The sequence below is a fragment of the Alkalimonas collagenimarina genome (assembly GCF_030717845.1).
Lineage (GTDB): Bacteria > Pseudomonadota > Gammaproteobacteria > Enterobacterales > Alteromonadaceae > Alkalimonas > Alkalimonas collagenimarina.
In genome coordinates this window covers 135,749-157,093 of record NZ_JAUZVZ010000005.1, presented here as the reverse complement: position 1 = coordinate 157,093, position 21,345 = coordinate 135,749, and the positions used below count along the sequence as shown (strand labels likewise).

The following is a 21,345-nucleotide window of genomic DNA, read 5'->3' as shown; positions in this document are numbered from 1 at the left end:
ATTAAACCAGTTGAATTTTAGCAAATTTCCGCTTACCCACCTGGTAAATTGCCTCCGAGCCTTTGGCGACTTCCAATCTGGTGTCTTCGATTTTATCTTCGCCGTTTAGCTTAACCGCACCTTGTTTGATCATTCTGATCGCTTCAGAAGTACTAGCCACCAGGCCCGCTTCTTTTAACAGGTTGGCGATCGGCATCGATGCACCATCACAAGAAAGTTGTAGCTCGGGAATATCATCGGGTAGGGCTTTCTTTTGAAAGCGCTGAATAAAGTCCTGCTCAGCAGCATCTGCAGCGGCATCATCATGAAAACGAGCAATGATTTCTTTCGCCAGCTCAATTTTAACATCACGCGGGTTGCCGCCGGCAACAATGCGCTGCTTCAACTCTTCAATGTCTGTCAGCGGCCTGAAACTCAGCAGTTCAAAGTAACGCCACATCAACTCATCGGAGATCGACATGATTTTACCAAACATGTCGTTTGGAGCATCAGTAATACCGACATAGTTACCAAGCGACTTGGACATTTTCTGCACACCGTCCAGCCCCTCCAGCAAAGGGACCATCATCACGGTTTGCGGGCGCTGCCCCTCTTCTTTTTGCAACTCACGACCCATCAGCAAATTAAAGCGCTGGTCTGTACCGCCCATTTCGACATCTGCTTCCAGTGCTACTGAATCCCAGCCCTGCACTAAAGGATACAAAAACTCATGAATGGCGATGGACTGCTGATTAGCAAAGCGTTTTTTAAAATCATCCCGCTCCAGCATACGCGCTACGGTTTGCTTTGCGGCAAGCCGGATCAAACCATCTGCGCCCAGCTTATTCATCCATTCAGAGTTAAAAGCAATGCGAGTTTTGGCCGGATCCAGAATTTTAAACACTTGTTCTTTATAGGTTTCCGCATTGGCCAGTACATCGTCGCGACTGAGCGGCTTGCGAGTGACATTTTTACCACTTGGGTCCCCTATCATGCCGGTGAAATCACCAATCAAAAAGATCACTTCATGGCCATACTGCTGGAAGGTACGCAACTTGTTGATAAGGACCGTATGCCCCAAATGCAAATCTGGTGCAGTAGGATCAAAGCCTGCCTTTATTTTCAAAGGTTTGCCTTCTTTAAGCTTGGCAATTAGCTCTTCTTCCAACAATATGTCTTCGCAGCCGCGTTTCAGTTCAGCAAACGCCTGCTCCCAGTTGGCCATGGTCTACTCCAAAGTTCACTAAATCAATGCACAATGCCACTATGATAACTGATGTAGCAGCGAGTGAAAATCAGTAAAGAACTGGCATCAGGCAAAAAAAGGAGGTATGCTCGTATTTTAAGCAGTATTAGTGTTTTTTATGATGCATGAACTCGTCTCCCGAATTCCGACCTCTCATCGATGGCTGATCATCAGTTTATCGTTGGTGTTGTTGTTGGTTCTTTTCTTTCCTTTCGAATCAGCTACCGCCTCAAAGAACAGTCACACAGACAGCTTAGAGATTGGCAAACGCTATAGTCTGCCACTCACATTATCCGATACCGCTGAAACAGAGTGGTCATCTCAATCTGCAGACGACATTGATGTGACGGATCAGCTCAATTGGCAAGCGATTGAAGTGAGTCGTGGCGATGCCCTCTCCAACTTGTTCCGACGCGCCAATGTTAGCCAACAAACCATGTTGCAAGTATTAGCGTTGGGCGATGCCACCAAGACCCTTACCCGGCTGTTCCCATCAGAAACACTTGAGTTTGGCTTGGATGAAGCTGGGCAGTTGCAAGAGCTACGTTATGCCATTAGCAGGCTCGAAACATTGCGTGTTTACCGCCACCCTGAAGGACACTTTCAGGCTGAAAACATACACCAACAGATGGAAGTTCGTACCGACTATGCCAGTGCTACCATCAACTCGAGCTTTTGGAATGCAGGTGTAGCCGCAGGCCTCACCGACGGACAAATTATGGATCTGGCCACCATTTTTGGCTGGGATATTGATTTTGGCTTGGATATTCGGGCGGGTGATAGCTTCACCGTGCTGTTTGAACAAAACTTTATTGATGGCGAGCTGATTGGTACAGGCGCTATTTTAGCGGCCCAATTCAGCAATCAAGGTCGAATGATCCAAACCGTTCGCCATACCGATGGTCATTATTACAAAGCCGATGGCACTAGCATGCGGCAGGCATTCTTACGAGCGCCGGTGAACTTTATGCGTATCAGCTCCAACTTTAACCCACGTCGCCTGCATCCAGTCACCGGCAGAGTGGCACCACACAATGGAATTGATTACGTGGCACCGGTTGGCACCCCGATTTTATCCACCGGCGATGGCCGTGTTATTGCATCAACGTTCAATAACTTAAATGGCAACTATGTGTTTATTCAGCATGGTCAGAACATTGTCACCAAGTACCTGCATCTATCGCGTCGTCAGGTCAAAGTCGGTGACCGTGTCCGCCAAGGCCAAGTGATTGGTCGCTTAGGCGCGACCGGTCGGGTTACTGGAGCTCACTTGCATTATGAGTTTGTGGTCAATGGTGTGCATCGCAATCCACGTACGGTACAGCTACCTAAAGCCAACTCGCTGGAAGGCAGTGATCGTGAGCAGTTTTTGCAGCATGCCTCCGGCTTGCTGGCCCAACTGCAAGCCAAAGAACGCGTGTTACTGGCCGCTAACTAATTCATGAAATCGTACTCACTTTACATTGGCATTATGTCTGGCACCAGTTTGGATGGCATCGATCTGGTGCTGGTTGATTGCTCTGAACCGTCGCCACAATTAGTGCATAGCCTGCTGTACCCATTCCCAACTGAACTTAAAGCTGAGCTCAGTGCGTTAGCTCAGCCTACAGACAATGAAATAGAACGAATGGGCCCAGCCGAGCTGCAATTGGCGCAGTGCTATGCCGCCGGTGTGTCTTTGTTGCTGCGCCAAGCGGATTTAAATGCAAGCGATATACAAGCCATCGGTTGCCACGGCCAAACCATTCGACATCGCCCTACCGGCCCATACCCGTTTAGCTATCAGATTGGCAATATGCATCAATTGGCTGCAGAGACAGGCATTCGCGTTATCGCTGATTTTCGTCGTAAAGACATGGCCTATGGTGGCCAAGGTGCGCCTTTAGTTCCCGCCTTTCACCAAGCCGCTTTTGCGAAATCAGGCAGTAACCGAGCGGTGGTCAATATTGGTGGCATTGCCAATATCAGTGTACTTAAAGCCGATGGCACTGTGCTAGGCTTCGATACCGGACCAGGCAACTGCCTGATGGATGACTGGGTCCAGTTACACCGACAACAAGCCTATGATGATAATGGCGCTATGGCAGCGGCAGGTACGCTGCAACCTGAGTTACTTCAAAAGATGCTACAGGATCCGTACTTTAGTCAGCCAGCACCCAAGAGTACCGGCAGGGAGTATTTTCATTTACCCTGGCTGCAACAACAGTTGACAGGAGAAGTGTCAGCCGTCGATGTGCAACGCACCCTATGCCGATTAAGCGCACAAAGCATTGCTGACTGCATCAAGCCCTATCAGGTGAGTGACGTCTATGTTTGTGGCGGGGGGGTGCATCATCCGGTACTGATGCATGATTTACAACAGCTACTTGCACCAGCGCAAGTTGAAAGTACCAATGCCGTCGGTATTGCTGCAGACTGGGTTGAAGCGATAGCATTTGCCTGGCTGGCATGGGCTTATGATCAAAACCAGCCTGGCAATATTCCTGAAGTGACCGGAGCACGCAAAGCCTGCGTGCTAGGTATCGAGTACCGGCCTTAACCGCTACTTTATTAGCGGCAAAGGCCTATTTTAACCAACCAGAGCTAACAAAATACCTGCAGCGACTGCAGAGCCAATCACACCTGCAACGTTTGGTCCCATTGCATGCATCAACAGGAAATTATGTGGGTTGGCTTGTAAGCCTACTTTATTGACCACCCGAGCCGCCATCGGCACGGCCGATACTCCAGCTGCACCTACCAAAGGATTGATCGGCTGCTTCGATAGCTTATTCATAATTTTTGCCATAATTACCCCAGAACCGGTACCAATGGCAAAGGCAACCATGCCCAGGATCAATATACCTAACGTCTGGGTGGTCAGGAAGTGCTCGGCGCTTAAGCGCGAGCCTACTGCCAAACCAAGGAAGATGGTGACAATATTAATCAGTTCGTTCTGTGCGGTTTTGCTCAACCTATCGACCACACCAGCTTCACGCATCAAGTTACCCAAACACAACATACCGATCAGTGGTGCTGCAGTCGGTAAGAATAAGATGGTTAGCATCAATAGAATCAGTGGAAAAATGATTTTCTCTTTTTTACTGACCGTACGCAGCTGCGTCATCTGAATTTCGCGTTCTTTTTTCGTCGTTAGTGCTTTCATAATGGGCGGTTGGATTAGAGGCACCAACGCCATGTAAGAATACGCAGCGACCGCAATGGCTCCTAAAAGCTCGGGGGCTAATTGCGATGCTAAAAAGATCGCGGTTGGACCATCGGCACCGCCAATAATGGCAATAGCAGCCGCTTCTTTAAAGGTAAAGCTCATGCCGGGGATCCAGTTAAGTGCAATAGCACCAAGCAAGGTAGCAAAGATACCAAACTGAGCTGCGGCACCTAAAAACAACATTCTGGGATAAGCAATTAAAGCACCAAAGTCAGTCATGGCACCTACGCCTAAAAAAATCAGCAGTGGAAATAAACCAGTGCCAACACCGACCTCATAAAACATATGCAGTAGGCCGCCCACCTCGCCCATACCTGCTAACGGAACATTGGTCAGAATGGCACCAAAGCCAATGGGCAAGAGCAGTAAAGGCTCAAAATTGCGGGCAATCGCCAGATACAACAGCACGATACCGACTAAAGTCATAATGATCTGGCCCGGCGTAAAGTTCATTACACCGGTTGATTCGATCAGGGTTATTAAAGCTTCCATCAAGACAATCCCTTAGGCGAACGTGATTAACACATCACCGTTGGTCACGGCATCACCGGCACTGACATGGATTTGTTGAATGGTGCCATCCACTGCAGCCCGCACTTCAGTCTCCATTTTCATGGCTTCCATGATAATGACGACATCGCCTTTCTTCACCTGAGCACCTGTCTTGGTGACAACTTTCCAGATATTACCGGCTAAGGGTGCAGTCAAAGTGCCACTGCCTGTCACCGAGGCACTGCCTGGGATATTTTCTTCCACCACAGGCTTGATGCTATTTAACTCACCGCTGGCAGCGACTTCCACTTCGTAAACTTTGCCATCTACCCGCACACTGTATGCTGCGGTACCAGTTGGTACTGAGTTCACTGGAACCACACCAGTCCCTTCGGAAGCTGCTTCAGGTACTGGCTCGAAGGCTGCTGGGTTGTCACGGTTTTTTAAGAACTTCAAACCGACTTGAGGAAAGAGTGCATAGGTCAGCACATCATCAATCTGATCGGTTGCTAATTTAATATCTTCTTTAGCGGCAATCTCGTTTAGCTCTTTGGTTAATTTCTTCATCTCTGGCTGCAACAAATCAGCAGGACGACATGTAATTGGCTCGGCACCATCCAATACCCGCTTTTGCAACTCGCTATCTACCTCTGCAGGTGTAGCGCCGTATTCGCCTTTCAATACACCGGCAGTTTCTTTGGTGATGCTTTTGTACCGCTCGCCAGTAAGCACATTCAGTACAGCCTGAGTACCAACAATTTGCGAGGTCGGTGTGACCAACGGAATAAAACCAAGATCTTCGCGTACTTTAGGGATTTCTTTTAAAACCGTATCCAATTTATCCAGTGCATCTTGCTCTTTTAACTGGCTTTCCATGTTGGTCAGCATGCCACCAGGCACCTGCGCCAGAAGGATACGCGCATCGACCCCTTTTAATGACCCCTCAAATTTAGCGTACTTTTTCCGTACTTCACGGAAGTACGCTGCAATCTCTGCCAATAACACCAAATCGAGCCCGGTATCATGCTCAGTGCCCTCCGTGATGGCAACCATCGTCTCAGTGGCACTATGACCATAGGTCATACTCATCGACGAGATAGCGGTATCCAGCATATCAATACCAGCATCGATGGCTTTTTGGTAGGTAGCTGTACTCAAGCCTGTCGTGGCATGGCATTGCATCGCCAACGGGATCTTCACCGCTTCTTTAATACGGGTAATCAGCTCTTCGGCCACATAAGGCTTTAACAACCCAGCCATGTCTTTAATGCAAATGGAATGACAGCCCATATCCTCTAGCTGCACAGCCATGTCGACCCACATATCAATGGTATGCACCGGGCTTACCGTATAGGACATGGTACCTTGCGCATGGGCATCGGCTTTCACCGCAGCCTGAATAGCGGTTTGTAGATTACGAATATCGTTCATCGCATCAAAAATACGGAAGACATCCACTCCATTGGTGACCGCACGTTCAACAAAAGCTTCAACCACATCATCGGCATAGTGCCGATACCCCAGCAAATTTTGACCTCGCAACAGCATTTGTTGCTTGGTATTGGGCATCGCTTTTTTTAACGCCCGAATACGATGCCATGGGTCTTCACCCAAGTAGCGAATGCACGAATCAAAAGTGGCGCCGCCCCACGACTCCATCGACCAATATCCCACCTTATCCAGCTTCTCTGCAATGGGTAGCATGTCATCCAACCGCATCCGGGTTGCCAAGAGCGATTGGTGCGCATCTCGCAGCACCAGCTCAGTCAGTAATAATGGCTTGCTCATAAAGGTCCTCTTTTATTGTTGTTGCTGGCGATGTTGGTGCACAGCTGCAGTAATGGCAGCTACAATTCGAGGTGAAATTACATCGGACTCAACCACCTCCACCGTAGACGATGACACTTTTTTAGTGGGAAAAAAACGGCGAACACTCATGGTCATCAACTGAACAAGCAGTACCAGTATCGACAGAAATACAAAGACAGTGACCATACCAATAGCCATCAACTCAACCGCATCGGTCAACATGTCAGTTACCATGAGAGTTTCTCCTCTTATTGCAGTGTTCCACAGCCGTTTAATACAAGCAACTGTGAACGCAGGTACAGCTAAAAACGAATCAAACCAGCGCATTATTATGCGGATAATCATACTGCTAAACAATTTAGCTGCATTATAGCTGCTATAAGCGGCATGAATTCTCGAACGTATAAACACTTTTACGTCCAGACATCCAAATCATTCTAATGGGTATTGCTGCCGAAAGTAAATCAATTGCTCATTTTTTTATCGTTCAAACTGCTCCAGTTGCTGCACAATCGTCAAAGCTAGTTGCTGCCAGCCTTCAGCAAGCGCTTCAACCAAAGCAGGGTAACCATCTCGCTGCAATGGTTGTTCAATATAGAACCGTTCCGCCACCACATGCGTATTTTTTTGCAGCTGGTACTCCCCACTTAACAGTGCATAGCCTTCGGCAGTTCCAACAAAGCGTTCCAGCTGGATCGACAACTGCACACTCGCTTTGGCTCCTATTGGTAGCAAAACCCAATCAGTTGATTCGCTGGCAATGCTTTGCCGTAAATGACGCTGTAGCTGCGAAGTTAAATCATCTGCCCATAGGTGCTGTTTGGCCAGACTTAATTCAGTCGGACTTTGCTGAAAAGCAATTCCTTGCTGATTTAAATAAGGTGCCAGCTGTAGCGACTGTAGCACCACTCGTTGCCGCTCCTTTGCAGCCCCATGGTTTGTAGGTACTGCATCAACATGGGGCAGCTGATAATACTGAGTTTTAACCGGGGTGCTGCCACACGCCAGCAAAGCGGGAAGAACCAAGGCGAACAAAAGCAAAAGTTTCATGGGCGCGCTCTCTTAGGCTCAGGATCAGGCTCAGGTGTTGCCTGAAATATCAGCGCATTACTACGCTGGTTTAACGTTCGAAGTAAAGGCTGTAATTCGCGTTGAAGTTGCTCAAAACTCTGCAAATTGTTGTTCAGGCGCTGATGTGTTTCGGAATCTGGCCCAAAGGATTGCAGCACTTGTTGCAACTCTAGTAAGCTTTGCTGAAGTTGTTCGGGAGCTTGCTGCCATGCTGGCTGTTGTAAATAGCTATCCAACCGGTTAACCAGCTGTTCAACCTCCAGCATCACTGCGGTCGTCTGTGCCAGGGTTCGAGTCCCTTCATTTAATAATGGCTCGACCGGCAATTGAGTTATCTTATCCAGTGCCAACAAGACCTTTTGTTCAATGTTACTTAAGCCTCCACGGGCCGTTGGCAAGGTTGCATAACCGGCATAACTCATGCTCGCTTCAAGCACTTCTGCATCATCGACCCGATCGAGATCAATGTAAAGCCCTCCGGTCAACAAGCTGCTTGTTTTCAAAATAGCTCGCAGGCCTTGCTCAACACCATGCTCCAATTGCAGCTTAAGTTGCTCCGTACTGATACTCTCGTGCAAACGGCCCGTTTCAAGCCGAATTAATACCGGAACACCTTGATCGATAGAGGTCTCAAGTGGGCTTGCCATGGAGAAAAAGAAAGGCACACTAATGACTGTTCCTATCCGTATCCCTCTATATTCAACGGGCGCTCCTGCTTTTAATCCACGGACCGATTCTTCAAAAAATAACAGGTATTCCAAATATTCGCTGTACATGCCCTCTTGAATGCTACTTTTGGTGGGAAACAACACAAACTCGGTATTGGTAGCTACCGGTGCTCCCATAGGCCAGCCTTCCATCACATCAAAGCTTACTCCCCCACTCACCAAGGTGGCAATGGATGCCAGATCGACTCGCACGCCTTCAGCCGTGACGTCAAAACTGACACCACTCGCCAACCAAAAGCGCACATTTTCGGTTACCAGCGAATCGTAAGGTGAGCGAATAAATAGCTGGTATGCCATCCGGCGTTCAGCAATATCGAAACTAGTCAGTTCTACCGTACCCACCTCAAAGCCGCGGTATAAAACCGGGTCGCCTATGGTCAGTAATCCAGTATCGTCACTATGCAAACGAATGCGAATACCTGCAGCATCTGCCGGTGCAATCGGTGGAGTATCGAGTAAGTTGTGCTGCAAGGTAAGACGCCCTGCATCACCAGGTAATAGCTCGATATAGGCCCCTGAAAGCAAGGTATTTAAACCTGTAATACCTGAGCGACTTATCTGAGGCCGAACCACCCAGAATTGAGACTCGCTGGTCAATAAAGGCTCAGTATCAGGCCGCATCCGTACCTTGATCTCGACTTGTTTTAAATCACTGGTCAAATCTACCGATACAACCTGACCCACATCCACACTACGACTTTTTACCGAGGTTTTACCTGCAATCACCCCTTCTGCATGCGGTGCAACTAAAGTCACCAAAGGCCCTTGGTTCTGGATGCTGTAATAGAGCATCCAGATACCGATACCAACCGCCGCTAGTGGAACAATCCAAATTGGCGACCATTGTCGAATGGCCTGAACACTCGCCTGTTTTTTTATCGCTGCAGTCACAATATTTCCTTTGCAGTAGCCTGTTGCATATCAGCCTCATTCTCATTGCTCTGATCCCAGAGCAAACGTGGATCAAAGCTTAACGCCGCCAGCATAGTCGTAATGACGACCGTTGCAAAAATGACGGCAGCAGGACCAGGGTAAACACTCATCAATAAATCAAATCGCACTAAAGCAGCTAATATAGCGACCACCAATACATCCACCATAGACCAACGGCCAATCCAGTCAACCCAGCGGAATACCCAGGTGGAGATATCTTGACGATCACTCTGTGGTTGAAGCGCCAAATAGCAAAGCCAAAATAAAATAACGATTTTAAACAGTGGGATCACCACACTGGCGATAGCGATAATGATCGCAACCGGATAAGCGCCATCCAGCCAAAGTAACTGAATGCCTGTGACAATGGTGGATTCAGTCCGTTGCCCCACCGATACCGTCACCATAATAGGATAGAGATTCGCGGGTATATAGAGTATGGCAGCCGTGGTAAGCAAGGCTAAGGTTTTTTGGATGCTGGCAGGAATTCGAACATGAACCTGACTACCACAGCGACTGCAGTGCATTTGCTGCAATGGCACCAAGGCAGTACAACAATGGCATACTTTTAAACGCTGAGAAACACCTGGTAAGCCTGCCTTTGCTGTGAGTAATGGCTTCGGGTTCACACCAATTCGCGCCCACATCTCCCGTCGGTCGATCACTTGAAAGGTCCGTAAATGTAGTAAGCAAAACAGACAAAAAGCCCAGAAACTTAATCCCAGAGAAATATCAGCGCTACTAACCAACTTAACGAAGCTGACCAATAAACCGATCAAAAAGATATCGACCATACTCCAGGGTTTCAGCATAAAAAGCACTCTGGCCACCCACATACGACCAGGCAGCGACATGATCATCCCTAGCTTGAGATAAATCACCGCCATCATACAAAAAGCGGGAATCGCCTGAATCAGTAGCCATACAAGAATTGCTAAAGCGGGATGATGCACCGCAAATAATACCGATGAGGTATCGAAAAAATTCATTTGATGCTGACTACCAGCAGCAAATAGCTGAATAAAGGGAAATAAATTAGCCAGTACCAACATAAATAGAGCACTGCTGGCAAAAAGAATAGGCCGTAAAATAGGTTGTGGATGACGGCTATCGAGTTGATGACCACATTGACTGCAATGCGCTTCTTCACCCGGTTGTAACTCAGGTAAATGCTGCAACAAGTCACAGTAACGACAGAGCACCAGCTCACTATTGTCCTCTGGGGTCTGCAGCTCGCCATGACTATTCAATTGGTAACCAGAAGTGCTCATTCGTTTCAGGATAGCCTGTTTGCTCTTGTTATGAGCATAGCGTACCAGAGCGGTGGAAGGAAAGCTGGTTTTCATAGGGCTAAAACGAAAAAACCCGCTTTGGTTTGCACCTTAGCAGGGTTCTTCGAATATGGCGGACGCGGGAGGATTGCAGGCGGCTGTCCTGCCGCCTGCCCTTCGGGCCAGCTAAAGCTGTGCTGATTTGCTCCCGGCAAATCAGTCGAACCTTACGGAGGATCTCACCCTTCCGCTGGTTTCGCATAGGGCTAAAACGAAAAAACCCGCTTTGGTTTGCACCTTAGCGGGGTTCTTCGAATATGGCGGACGCGGGAGGATTCGAACCTCCGACCGCTCGGTTCGTAGCCGAGTACTCTATCCAGCTGAGCTACGCGTCCATAAATCGTTTCACGGTGTACTTCATTGCATCAATTTTTTATCAGATGGCGGACGCGGGAGGATTCGAACCTCCGACCGCTCGGTTCGTAGCCGAGTACTCTATCCAGCTGAGCTACGCGTCCAATCCGATAAAAATGGCGGAGAAAGAGGGATTCGAACCCTCGATAGAGTTTCCCCTATACACCCTTAGCAGGGGTGCGCCTTCAGCCACTCGGCCATTTCTCCGCTCTGTCTTGCGGCGTGTATATTAAAGTCTCAGGAAAATAAGTCAAACAATTTTTCGGTTAGTCAGCGCGTTTGCTGACCTTTTAAACAATCTGAGCAAATAATTGCAGGCACTAAGGACTACGGCCAACAATCTTGTTTGCCAACAGCTTAGGCGTTGCCTTGGTCATCTGGCGACTTTTCAGCCTGAATGCGCATGTAAATCTCTTCACGATGAACCGATACTTCTTTCGGTGCATTCACACCAATACGTACCTGATTTCCTTTGACGCCCAGAACGGTCACAGTGACTTCATCGCCAATCATTAGCGTTTCACCAACCCGTCGAGTTAAAATTAGCATTCGTTTGCTCCTATTTCCTTGTTTTCGGTTCAGTTATTGCACCCAGTCGTTGCCTGAGATCCTGAAAAAGTGCTCTATCATACCTCAGCTGCTTACAGAAAGAAAAGCAAGCTGGATAATTTCAACACAAATTTCATCGGCCTTACCGTGAAAGTAATTTATCTCAAAATCAGTGTAGCAAAGATGCTTCATTGACGATGATTTTTTTGCTATCGCTTACAACTTATTTATATATAGTTGATAATCGTCGCTTGGGATCACTGGTTCAGCTAGTAAGTTGCAACTTCACCTGCTCGGTTGCGCCTTGTAACATCGTTGGCAATGCTGCACTATCCGTTCCACCTGCTTGTGCCATATCAGGGCGACCACCACCTTTACCGCCAACCTGACTGGCAGCCCATGCCACCAACTTACCGGCATGTACCTTATCGGTCAGATCTTTGGTAACACCTGCAATTAAACTAATCTTGCCATCATTCACGGTAGCCAATAGTAGCACCCCTGAACCCAGTTTATTTTTCAGCTCATCCAAGATGCCACGCAATGCTTTGCTCTCAACTTGAGGTAACTCGGTAATGAGTACTTTGGTATCGGCAATGATCTGTACTTGATCTAGCAATGAAGCACCGGCCTGACTGGCTATTTTCTGTTTCAATTGCTCCATGTCTTTTTCCAACACGCGGCTTCGATCTTGTGCTTGCTGAACTCGCTCAGCAATAGACATCAGATCGCCTTTCAGTAAAGTCGCCACCTGATGAGCTTGTTGCTCTAACTGATGGACCCAGTGCAATGCCTGCATGCCAGTCACCGCCTCAATCCGTCGCACCCCTGCTGCGATACCGCCTTCAGCCACAATTTTAAACAAACCAATATCACCGGTCTGGGTCACATGGGTGCCACCGCATAATTCAACAGAAAAAGGGCTCATGGTGAGTACACGCACAGCCTCGTCGTATCTCTCACCAAAAAGTGCCATCGCACCGGCGGCCTTGGCTGATTCAAGATCCATCAGTTCGGTTTGCACTGGATGATTGGCCTGAATATGTTGGTTCACCAGCTGCTCGACCTGCTGCAACTCTGCAGCAGTGACCGCTTCAAAATGCGAAAAATCAAAACGAAAACGATCAGGCCCTACTAGCGAGCCTTTTTGCGTCACATGCTCCCCAACCACTTGCCGCAAAGCAGCATGCACTAAATGAGTCGCAGAGTGGTTCTGCCGAATAGCCTGTCGCCGACGCTCATCAATCTGGGCGTTAATTTTTTGCCCAAGCTGTAAGCTTCCTTTGAGTGTACCTTTGTGACCATGCGCCTTGCCGACTTTAATGGTATCGGTGACAGCAAAAACACCGCCATCATCAGCAACCAAGTGGCCGGTATCGCCCATTTGACCACCGGACTCAGCGTAAAAGGGCGTTTGGTCGAGAATAATCAAGGCTTCTTCACCATCAGCAAGCTGCTGACATGCTTCACCATTACGAATAATCTCAACCACAGTTGCATTGCCAGTGTCATGCTGATAACCAGTGAAGTCCGTTACTTGCTTGCTGCTCAATTGTTGATTGTAATCGGTACCAAACTGACTGGCCTGTTGTGCTCGTTGCCGCTGTTGCTGCATTTCAGCTTCAAAGCCATCCAGATCAACCTGATAACCCCGCTCCCGGGCAACATCGTTGGTTAAATCGACTGGGAAACCATAGGTATCGTACAAGCGAAATACCAAATCACCTGGTAAGACTTTGTCAGTCACTTGCTGCAGTGCGTCTTCCAGCATGCTGAGACCACGTTGCAGAGTTTTACCAAACTGCTCTTCCTCAATACGCAGTAGCTTTTCGATCACGGCCTGCCGCGCCTGCAACTCTGGATAAGCTTCGCCCATCTGCTCCACCAGTGCCGCAACCAACTTATAGAAAAAGGCACCACGCGCGCCCAACTGATTGCCATGGCGTACTGCTCGACGAATTATCCGGCGAAGTACATACCCTCGGCCTTCATTGGATGGCTGCACCCCATCGATCACCAGAAAAGCACAGCTGCGAATATGATCCGCAATGACGCGTAAAGACTTATTACTCAGGTCCGTCGCACCCGTTACGCCTGCAGCCGCTTTAATCAATGCCTGAAAGGTATCGGTTTCGTAGTTGCTATGTACGCCCTGCATGATGGCAGCAATACGCTCCAGCCCCATTCCCGTATCAACACTGGGCTTAGGTAAGGGCTCCATACGGCCATCCGCATGACGATTGAACTGCATAAAGACGATATTCCAGATCTCGATGAAACGATCACCATCTTCTTCCGGGCTGCCTGGCGGGCCGCCCCAGATCTCAGCACCATGATCATAAAACACTTCGGTACAAGGGCCACAAGGGCCGGTATCACCCATCGACCAAAAATTATCCGATGCATAAGCTGCACCCTTGTTATCGCCAATCCGGATCACCCGCTCTGCCGGAACCCCAATGTGCTGAGTCCACAGTTCGTAGGCTTCATTATCTGACTCATACACCGTGACCAACAATTTTTCAGCCGGCAATTTCAATTCTGCAGTCAGGAATTGCCACGCATAATCGATGGCTTCTTTTTTAAAATAATCGCCAAAACTAAAGTTACCCAGCATTTCAAAAAATGTATGGTGGCGCGCGGTATAGCCAACATTCTCCAAATCGTTGTGCTTGCCACCCGCCCGCACACAACGCTGGGCCGAGGTCGCTCGGCTATAAGGCCGTGGATCCTGCCCCAAAAAAACATCCTTAAACGGCACCATGCCAGCATTGGTAAACAACAAGGTGGCATCATTCCCCGGAATTAACGAGGCACTTGGGACAATTTGATGTCCCTGGCGAGCAAAATAATCCAGAAAAGTACGGCGAATGTCGGATGATGTCATAGTCATGTAGTAACCCTAACTTCTTTTGGTGTGAAACAACGCATGGCAGTGCTCGGAAGTAAAACCACGCTGCAGCAGATAACGCATGCGCTTGGCTTTTTCACTAGCAGAATTGATTGCATTGTTGGCATATTTTTTATCGTACAGCTGACGCGCAATCGCGCACCAATCAGGGGACTCAGCCGCCAATTGTTGCTCGACCAGCTCTTTAAGCACGCCATGTTGACGACACTCTTGATGAATGTATAAAGGCCCATACCCTTTCGCTAAGCGTGAGCGTATAAGCATATCGACAAAACGTTCATCGCTTTGATACTGTTCAGACTGACACCATGATATCACTTGCTGAACCAGCTGGTCATCTTCTGTCTTGCTAAGTAAACGTTGTCGTAATTGATGACAACTGTATTCACGTCGCGCAAGTAGTGTCAAAGCCGCTTTTTTTAACTCATTTAAAGTCATCATGCAGTATCAATACTAGTTACACTTCAAGTACATCCGGGTCTTCTGGTGGCTGCTGCGAGGGCGGTCCCGGTTCTACCAGAAAAATATCCTGAAACGAGATAAAAAAAGCAATGCTGATCAATGGCATCACGATGACCATTCCAAGCAGCATGGTTGGGATCGTCACAAGTGCTAAGGCAAACGCAAGCAGTGCAAACAGCAACAATGGCACGATATTTTTCCAACACGCCATCAGGCTGGCTTGCAAGGCTGGTAGTAGCCGTTTTTCAGGCAAGAAATACAATATCGCCACGGCATAACTGAACATCATCCAGACCAAACCATAAGCCGCCACAAACAATAGCACTTGAACCAGATCTAAGCTTTGTTCTGAAAGTTGCACCAACAGATGCTGTCCCATTAAACTCAATGGAATAGCAATCAACAAATTCAGCGCCGCCAGTTGCAAAAAAACCTGTCGATAGACTGGCTCTTGCAATGGCTTGAATAGCCAGGCAAATCCGACAGACTCACCTCGTTGCACACCAGCCATGCTTTTATACAAACCAGCGGTTAAAAAGGGATTCAGAAAAAAAGCAGCCACGGTCAATAACGGATGCATCGAGGCCAGCAAATTGACCAGTAAAGTAAAAGCCAGCAGCTGGATCCATAACCAAGGCGCCTGCACAAATAAACGCCAGCCTTGTTTGATCCAAGCCACAGCCGCCAGAGCCGGACGTTGGCGTATGATAGCCAATAGAGAAAAGTGTTCGCGCACAGCGTGTCCTTAGTCAAAGCCCTTTTACCTGACAACATCGGCTTCAGTAGCTAGGCTTAAATATAACTTTTGCCATATGATACTGGAAAAGTATATCCAAGTAACCTTAAGATGTTAGCTTCAAAGCTTCCGGGGTTTGGTAAGGATTTAAAGACAAGCAAAGTATGCGCATTAGGGGGTTGCAGGTAATGGAGACAGCTGGTTAACGGAGCCAAAAAACTCCAATTGCAGCTGGCGGTAGTGTTCATTTCTTTGAACCTTCACCAACGCTTGATCGAATTCCTGCTGTAAACGACGCTCCCGAAAGGCAGCCCGATAGTCACTGACTGGAAACAAGCTGTGCAGTTGGATTGGTTGATTATCGTCAGCAACCCGACGAAAATAGTGAAAAATGTTGATATCCATTACCGCCGCATCCACCCGATTTGCCAACAACATATCCACCTGTGTTTTCTGGTTGGTGGTTTCCTGATAACGCCTTGACGCCTCCGCCATCTCAGCAAAGTCCGGCCCTAAAACATGACTGGCATTTTGAAATCCGATAACACTCAAACGAGCTAAATCCTGACTGTGTTGTATCTGGAACTCGCGATGTCGTAGCGTGATGACGGCATTTTGATAGCGGATATATGGCAGGGAATAGAACAAGTCGATTGAAAAATCACTGGCGTTTTGTAGTGTGGCAACGTCACCATGTCCCTGTTCAAGCAAATAACGGATCCGCGCATTGGGCACATGTAAAAATACCGCCTCATAGCCCATATGCAGCGCCACTTTTCTCAGAAGCTCCAATTCAAAGCCAGTGCCATCCTGTAGCTGAATGTAAGGTGGTTTATCCATCCCAACCAGCACCGTCAACGTGTTCTCTGCTACGCTATAGGTGCTGACCAACCATAGGCTTAAAGCAAGAATAGCTCGCATCACTACTAACCCTTAATGGTGAACTCTTTTTTAGTATAGTTGCAATCATTGCGTTCGGGCATGAAACTGGTTTTCTGTAGGCGATTATTTTCATGCCTCCCAAAAATGAGCCATACTCAACACAGTACTTTAGTGGAAATCTGCTATGAAATTGGTTGTTTCGTTTCTATTGTTCTGGTCATTTTACACCTACAGTTGCCAACTTCGCTTAGGTGCCGATGGTTATTTCCCTCCCCATCTAAACCCGACAGAATCAGGCTGGCAAGGGCTGTCGATTGACTTAATACAAACTTTAGCCGATGAAGTAGGCTGTGAGTTGACCATTTTACAAAGTCCTTGGCGTCGCTCTTTACAGCTCATTGCGCAAGGACAACTGGATGTTGTCACGCATTTATCGGTTTCGGCTGAACGAATGAGCGATTTTATTTTTATTGGCCCTCACCATATGGAGACTGTGGTCTTGATTGGTGATCCAAGTAAGGTACCTCCGGTTCAAACCTTAGCTGAATTAGCCAACTGGCCACTGCATAGTATGATTGCGATTTTAAATGGTGCCTATTATGGGGAAGAGTTTCATCAACTGATAGAGCAGGATGCTTTCTCACCGACCTTAGTGGAAATACGCAGTCATGAGGATAAACTGGCTTTGCTTGATAGTGGTCGTGTACAAGCAGTGCTTGAAGATCAAACGACCCTATACCATTGGCAACAACAAGGCCTCATGCAAGATCGCAACTATCAGCAACTGATGGTCATTTATAACAACCCTGTGTATTTCGGTTTTAGCCGCCATACCACATCGCCCCAACTTCAACAGCAACTGAGTCAGGCATGGTAACGCCTGTACGATCAGGGCAAGTTGCAAGACATCAGGGCCAGCTATTTACCTCATTTACCGTTGCCTTTACCTGATAGCATCAGTTATTAAGGTTTGGCGCCAGCCAGCTTTCCGCCTGAGCCAGTGTCCAGCCTTTGCGTTTGGCATAATCTTCCAGTTGATCCTGACCAATTTTACTGACGGCAAAGTACTTACTGTCAGGGTGAGCCAGATACCAACCACTGACCGCAGCGCCCGGCCACATGGCAAAGCTTTCAGTTAACTCCATGCCAATGTTCGTTTCAACATCCAGCAACTGCCATAACGTCTCTTTTTCAGTGTGCTCCGGACAGGCAGGATAACCTGGTGCAGGCCGGATCCCCTGATACAGTTCACGGATCAACTGTTCGTTCTCAAGGGTTTCCTCTGACGCATACCCCCAGTAATCACGCCGTACTTTCAGATGCAGATATTCTGCCAGCGCTTCAGCCAGCCTATCGGCCAGTGCTTTCACCATAATGCTATTGTAATCATCATGCTCTGCAACAAATTCAGCCGCAAACTCATCCGCTCCAAAGCCGGTACTGACGGCAAAGGCTCCAACGTAGTCTGCCACTCCACTTCCAACAGGCGCAATAAAATCACTCAGACAGCTGTTAGGGATCTTATTGCGTAGCTGAAGTTGCTGCCGAAGTTGATGCAGGCGACAGCGTTCCTGCGTTCGGCTTTCATCGGTATAGACGATAATATCATCGCCCTCGCTGTTGGCTGGAAACAAACCAAAAATTGCTTTGCCTGCAACACGCTGCTCGGTAATCATGCGATCCAGCATAGCATTGGCATCCTTGAACAACTTCCGCGCTTCCATACCGACTTCAGCATGATTTAAAATAGCCGGATACTTGCCAGAAAGCTGCCAGGTCATAAAGAAAGGCGTCCAATCGATATAGTCCCTAAGCTGTTGCAGATCCACATCGTGCCATACATGCACGCCAGGCTGCTTGGGAGGCGGCGCGACTTTGCTTAGATCCAGCTGCACGGCATTCGAGCGAGCTTGTGCCAATGACAACATGGTCTGACCGGGCCGGCTGCGCTTATGCTGCTCACGGGCCGTTTCGTATTCAGTTTTAATGCGAGTCAGGTAATCGGCTTTGCCGGTTTTGCTAATCAGCGACTGCACCACAGACACACTGCGCGACGCATTGGGCACATACACTACGCCGTGCTGATAGTGAGGCTCAATTTTGACTGCGGTATGCACTTTCGACGTGGTTGCACCTCCAATTAATAGCGGCACGGTAAAATCCAGTCGCTGCATCTCTTTAGCGACATGCACCATTTCATCCAGCGATGGCGTGATCAAGCCAGAGAGTCCAATCGCATCCACTTGCTCCTCTTTAGCAATTTGCAGCAACTTTGCGCAAGGCACCATCACGCCCAGATCAATCACTTCAAAGTTGTTGCATTGCAGGACCACTCCAACAATATTTTTGCCGATGTCATGTACGTCGCCCTTCACCGTTGCCAGCAAAATTTTTCCCTGTGCACTGCCACCACTTTTCTCTTGCTCAATATAAGGCTGTAAAAATGCCACGGCTTTTTTCATTACCCGGGCCGATTTCACCACTTGGGGTAGGAACATCTTTCCTTCACCGAATAAATCACCGACCACATTCATGCCGTCCATCAAGGGCCCTTCAATGACATGCAATGGTTTTTCAGCTTGTTGTCTGGCTTCGTCAGTATCCTGTTCTATAAAATCGGTAATGCCTTTGACCAAGGCATGCTCCAGCCGTTTATTGACTGGCCAGCTGCGCCAGACATCGTCCTGCTTTTCTGCCACACTACCATCGCCTTTAAACTCGGGGGCGATTTCTAACAGCCGCTCGGTCGCATCTTCCCGCCGGTTGAGAATGACATCTTCAACACGCTCACGCAGCAAATCAGGGATATCGTCGTACACCGCCAGTTGGCCTGCGTTAACAATTCCCATATCCAACCCAGCCGCAATGGCATAATACAAAAATACCGAATGCATGGCTTCGCGCACTGGGTCATTGCCACGGAACGAGAATGAAATATTAGAGACACCCCCAGAAATTTTGGCGTAAGGGCACAGTCGCTTGATATCCCGGCAGGCTTCAATAAAATCAACGGCGTAATTGTTGTGTTCTTCAATGCCGGTGGCTACAGCGAAGATATTGGGATCAAAGATAATATCTTCCGGCGGGAAACCAACCTGATTCACCAGGATGTGATAAGCGCGCTGACAAATTTCGACTTTACGCTGCTGCGTATCGGCTTGACCCACTTCATCAAATGCCATCACCACGGCCGCAGCGCCATAACGACGCACTCGTTTGGCCTGCTCAATAAACTGGGCTTCGCCTTCTTTTAACGAGATGGAGTTAACAATGGCTTTGCCCTGAATGCATTTGAGCGCTGCTTCTATCACCTCCCATTTTGAAGAGTCGACCATGATCGGCACACGAGCAATATCAGGCTCTCCAGCCAACAAGTTCAAAAAGCGCACCATCGCAGCTTTGCTATCCAACATGGCTTCATCCATGTTGATATCAATAATCTGAGCTCCATTTTCGACTTGTTGCTTGGCGACCTCTAATGCCGTCTCATAATCACTATTGAGGATCAGCTTTTTAAAGCGAGCGGAACCGGTGACATTGGTTCGTTCGCCAATATTGATAAAACGTGCTTGCTGTTGCATTACCACTCCGGAGAAAATGCTTCTAGGCCGGCCAGATTAAACTGGTGACTGACTGATTTTGGTTGTCGCGGTTGCACACCAGCTACCGCTTCAGCGATGGTGCGTATATGCTCAGGTGTGGTGCCACAACAGCCACCCACGATATTGACAAAGCCCTGCCGTGCCCAGTCGGCAATTTCAGCCGCCATCTCTTCGGCACCTAAGTCGTACTCCCCAAATTCATTGGGCAAGCCAGCATTTGGATGTACCGATACATAGGCTTCAGATACGGTTGATAACGCCTCGACATAAGGCCTCAATAAATCTGGCCCCAAAGCGCAATTTAGCCCGAAACAAACCGGCTGCACATGTGCCATTGAATGATAAAAGGCTTCGGTGGTCTGGCCCGATAAGGTTCGGCCTGAGGCATCAGTAATGGTGCCAGAAATCATCACTGGCAGCTCATAGCCCAACTCGTCAAATACCTCTAATACAGCAAAAGCAGCGGCTTTGGCATTCAAGGTATCAAAGATGGTTTCCAGCATAATAATATCGGCACCACCTTCAACCAACGCATGAGTCGATTCTTTGTACGCCAACACCAACTCATCAAAACTGACATTACGAAACCCAGGATCATTTACATCGGGCGATATCGATGCGGTTCTGTTAGTCGGGCCGAGCACACCAGCAACAAAACGTGGTCGTTCAGGTGTTGTTGCAGTGACTTCATCACAGGCCTGACGCGCTAAAGCGGCAGCCTCACGATTAATACGAGCCGACAGGCCTTCCATCTGGTAATCGGCCATCGCGATGGTAGTGGCATTAAAACTATTGGTTTCAACAATATCGGCGCCCGCCAGCAAATATTGGCGATGGATGTCTTTGATGACCTCAGGTTGTGTCAGTGCCAGCAAATCATTATTGCCCTTTAGGTCACTCGGCCAATCGGCAAACTCGGCACCACGATAGTCTTCTTCATCAAACTGATGCGCCTGAATCATGGTTCCCATAGCACCATCAAGGATCAAAATGCGTTGCTGTAACAGCTCCCGCAGCTGTGCCGGAGTTAAACGGGCTTGACTCATTGCAAC

The 21,345-nt window shown here is 48.3% G+C and carries 17 protein-coding genes and 3 tRNA genes; 3 read left to right on the top strand and 17 right to left on the bottom strand.

What is annotated here, in order from left to right; translation table 11 throughout:
* Position 1: 1 nt before the first annotated feature.
* The gene (gene tyrS, locus Q3O60_RS04925; protein WP_305892795.1) at positions 2 to 1,204 is read right to left on the bottom strand and encodes a tyrosine--tRNA ligase; all 1,203 of its coding nucleotides are present in this window, start codon (positions 1,202 to 1,204) and stop codon (positions 2 to 4) included.
* Positions 1,205 to 1,343: 139 nt separating this feature from the next.
* Between tyrS and Q3O60_RS04920 the strand changes: the two genes are divergently transcribed.
* Both Q3O60_RS04920 and Q3O60_RS04915 read left to right on the top strand, forming a co-directional pair.
* Entirely contained in the window at positions 1,344 to 2,663 is a 1,320-nt protein-coding gene (locus tag Q3O60_RS04920; protein WP_369812633.1) for a peptidoglycan DD-metalloendopeptidase family protein, read from the top strand.
* 3 nt (positions 2,664 to 2,666) lie between these two features.
* On the top strand, positions 2,667 to 3,764 hold the full coding sequence (locus Q3O60_RS04915; RefSeq protein ID WP_305892794.1) for an anhydro-N-acetylmuramic acid kinase: 1,098 nt from the start codon (positions 2,667 to 2,669) through the stop codon (positions 3,762 to 3,764).
* 30 nt (positions 3,765 to 3,794) lie between these two features.
* Here the strand turns inward: Q3O60_RS04915 and Q3O60_RS04910 are convergent, their stop codons facing one another.
* The 14 genes from Q3O60_RS04910 to Q3O60_RS04845 form a co-directional block, all read right to left on the bottom strand.
* Positions 3,795 to 4,925 carry a sodium ion-translocating decarboxylase subunit beta gene (locus Q3O60_RS04910; protein WP_305892793.1) on the bottom strand — a complete coding sequence of 377 codons (1,131 nt, stop codon included), beginning with the start codon at positions 4,923 to 4,925 and terminating at the stop codon, positions 3,795 to 3,797.
* A 12-nt stretch (positions 4,926 to 4,937) separates the two neighbouring features.
* Positions 4,938 to 6,713 carry a sodium-extruding oxaloacetate decarboxylase subunit alpha gene (gene oadA / locus Q3O60_RS04905; RefSeq protein ID WP_305892792.1) on the bottom strand — a complete coding sequence of 592 codons (1,776 nt, stop codon included), beginning with the start codon at positions 6,711 to 6,713 and terminating at the stop codon, positions 4,938 to 4,940.
* 12 nt (positions 6,714 to 6,725) lie between these two features.
* The gene (locus Q3O60_RS04900; RefSeq protein ID WP_305892791.1) at positions 6,726 to 6,968 is read right to left on the bottom strand and encodes an OadG family protein; all 243 of its coding nucleotides are present in this window, start codon (positions 6,966 to 6,968) and stop codon (positions 6,726 to 6,728) included.
* A gap of 246 nt (positions 6,969 to 7,214) precedes the next feature.
* Entirely contained in the window at positions 7,215 to 7,784 is a 570-nt protein-coding gene (locus tag Q3O60_RS04895) for a PqiC family protein (protein ID WP_305892790.1), read from the bottom strand.
* Positions 7,781 to 9,424 (bottom strand): intermembrane transport protein PqiB, encoded by a 1,644-nt coding sequence (gene pqiB, locus Q3O60_RS04890; protein WP_305892789.1) that lies wholly within the window; start codon positions 9,422 to 9,424, stop codon positions 7,781 to 7,783. Before pqiB ends, Q3O60_RS04895 begins: the two co-directional genes overlap by 4 nt.
* Complete coding sequence (locus tag Q3O60_RS04885) at positions 9,421 to 10,737, bottom strand: PqiA/YebS family transporter subunit (protein WP_305892788.1); 1,317 nt, start codon at positions 10,735 to 10,737, stop codon at positions 9,421 to 9,423. The genes pqiB and Q3O60_RS04885 overlap by 4 nt, the downstream gene beginning before the upstream one ends.
* Positions 10,738 to 11,055: 318 nt before the next feature.
* Positions 11,056 to 11,132, bottom strand: a tRNA-Arg gene (locus tag Q3O60_RS04880).
* A 46-nt stretch (positions 11,133 to 11,178) separates the two neighbouring features.
* A tRNA-Arg gene (locus tag Q3O60_RS04875) sits at positions 11,179 to 11,255 on the bottom strand.
* 13 nt (positions 11,256 to 11,268) lie between these two features.
* Positions 11,269 to 11,358, bottom strand: a tRNA-Ser gene (locus Q3O60_RS04870).
* A gap of 150 nt (positions 11,359 to 11,508) precedes the next feature.
* Complete coding sequence (gene csrA / locus Q3O60_RS04865) at positions 11,509 to 11,700, bottom strand: carbon storage regulator CsrA (RefSeq protein WP_305892787.1); 192 nt, start codon at positions 11,698 to 11,700, stop codon at positions 11,509 to 11,511.
* Between the two features lie 265 nt (positions 11,701 to 11,965).
* The gene (gene alaS / locus Q3O60_RS04860) at positions 11,966 to 14,593 is read right to left on the bottom strand and encodes an alanine--tRNA ligase (protein WP_305892786.1); all 2,628 of its coding nucleotides are present in this window, start codon (positions 14,591 to 14,593) and stop codon (positions 11,966 to 11,968) included.
* Between the two features lie 9 nt (positions 14,594 to 14,602).
* Positions 14,603 to 15,052: a regulatory protein RecX gene (locus Q3O60_RS04855; protein ID WP_305892785.1), complete on the bottom strand. Its 450-nt coding sequence runs from the start codon at positions 15,050 to 15,052 to the stop codon at positions 14,603 to 14,605.
* A 16-nt stretch (positions 15,053 to 15,068) separates the two neighbouring features.
* Positions 15,069 to 15,809, bottom strand: a complete 741-nt coding sequence (locus tag Q3O60_RS04850; RefSeq protein ID WP_305892784.1) for a hypothetical protein — start codon at positions 15,807 to 15,809, stop codon at positions 15,069 to 15,071.
* 171 nt (positions 15,810 to 15,980) lie between these two features.
* On the bottom strand, positions 15,981 to 16,730 hold the full coding sequence (locus Q3O60_RS04845) for a substrate-binding periplasmic protein (protein ID WP_305892783.1): 750 nt from the start codon (positions 16,728 to 16,730) through the stop codon (positions 15,981 to 15,983).
* Between the two features lie 145 nt (positions 16,731 to 16,875).
* On the opposite strand from Q3O60_RS04845, the gene Q3O60_RS04840 reads away from it, so the two are divergent.
* A complete protein-coding gene (locus tag Q3O60_RS04840; protein WP_305892782.1) occupies positions 16,876 to 17,568 on the top strand; it encodes a substrate-binding periplasmic protein in 693 nt (230 codons plus the stop codon).
* Positions 17,569 to 17,647: 79 nt separating this feature from the next.
* Here Q3O60_RS04840 and metH read toward each other — a convergent pair whose 3' ends face one another.
* Entirely contained in the window at positions 17,648 to 20,272 is a 2,625-nt protein-coding gene (gene metH, locus Q3O60_RS04835; protein ID WP_305892781.1) for a methionine synthase, read from the bottom strand.
* Positions 20,272 to 21,339 carry a homocysteine S-methyltransferase family protein gene (locus Q3O60_RS04830; protein WP_305892780.1) on the bottom strand — a complete coding sequence of 356 codons (1,068 nt, stop codon included), beginning with the start codon at positions 21,337 to 21,339 and terminating at the stop codon, positions 20,272 to 20,274. Before Q3O60_RS04830 ends, metH begins: the two co-directional genes overlap by 1 nt.
* Positions 21,340 to 21,345 lie beyond the last annotated feature (6 nt).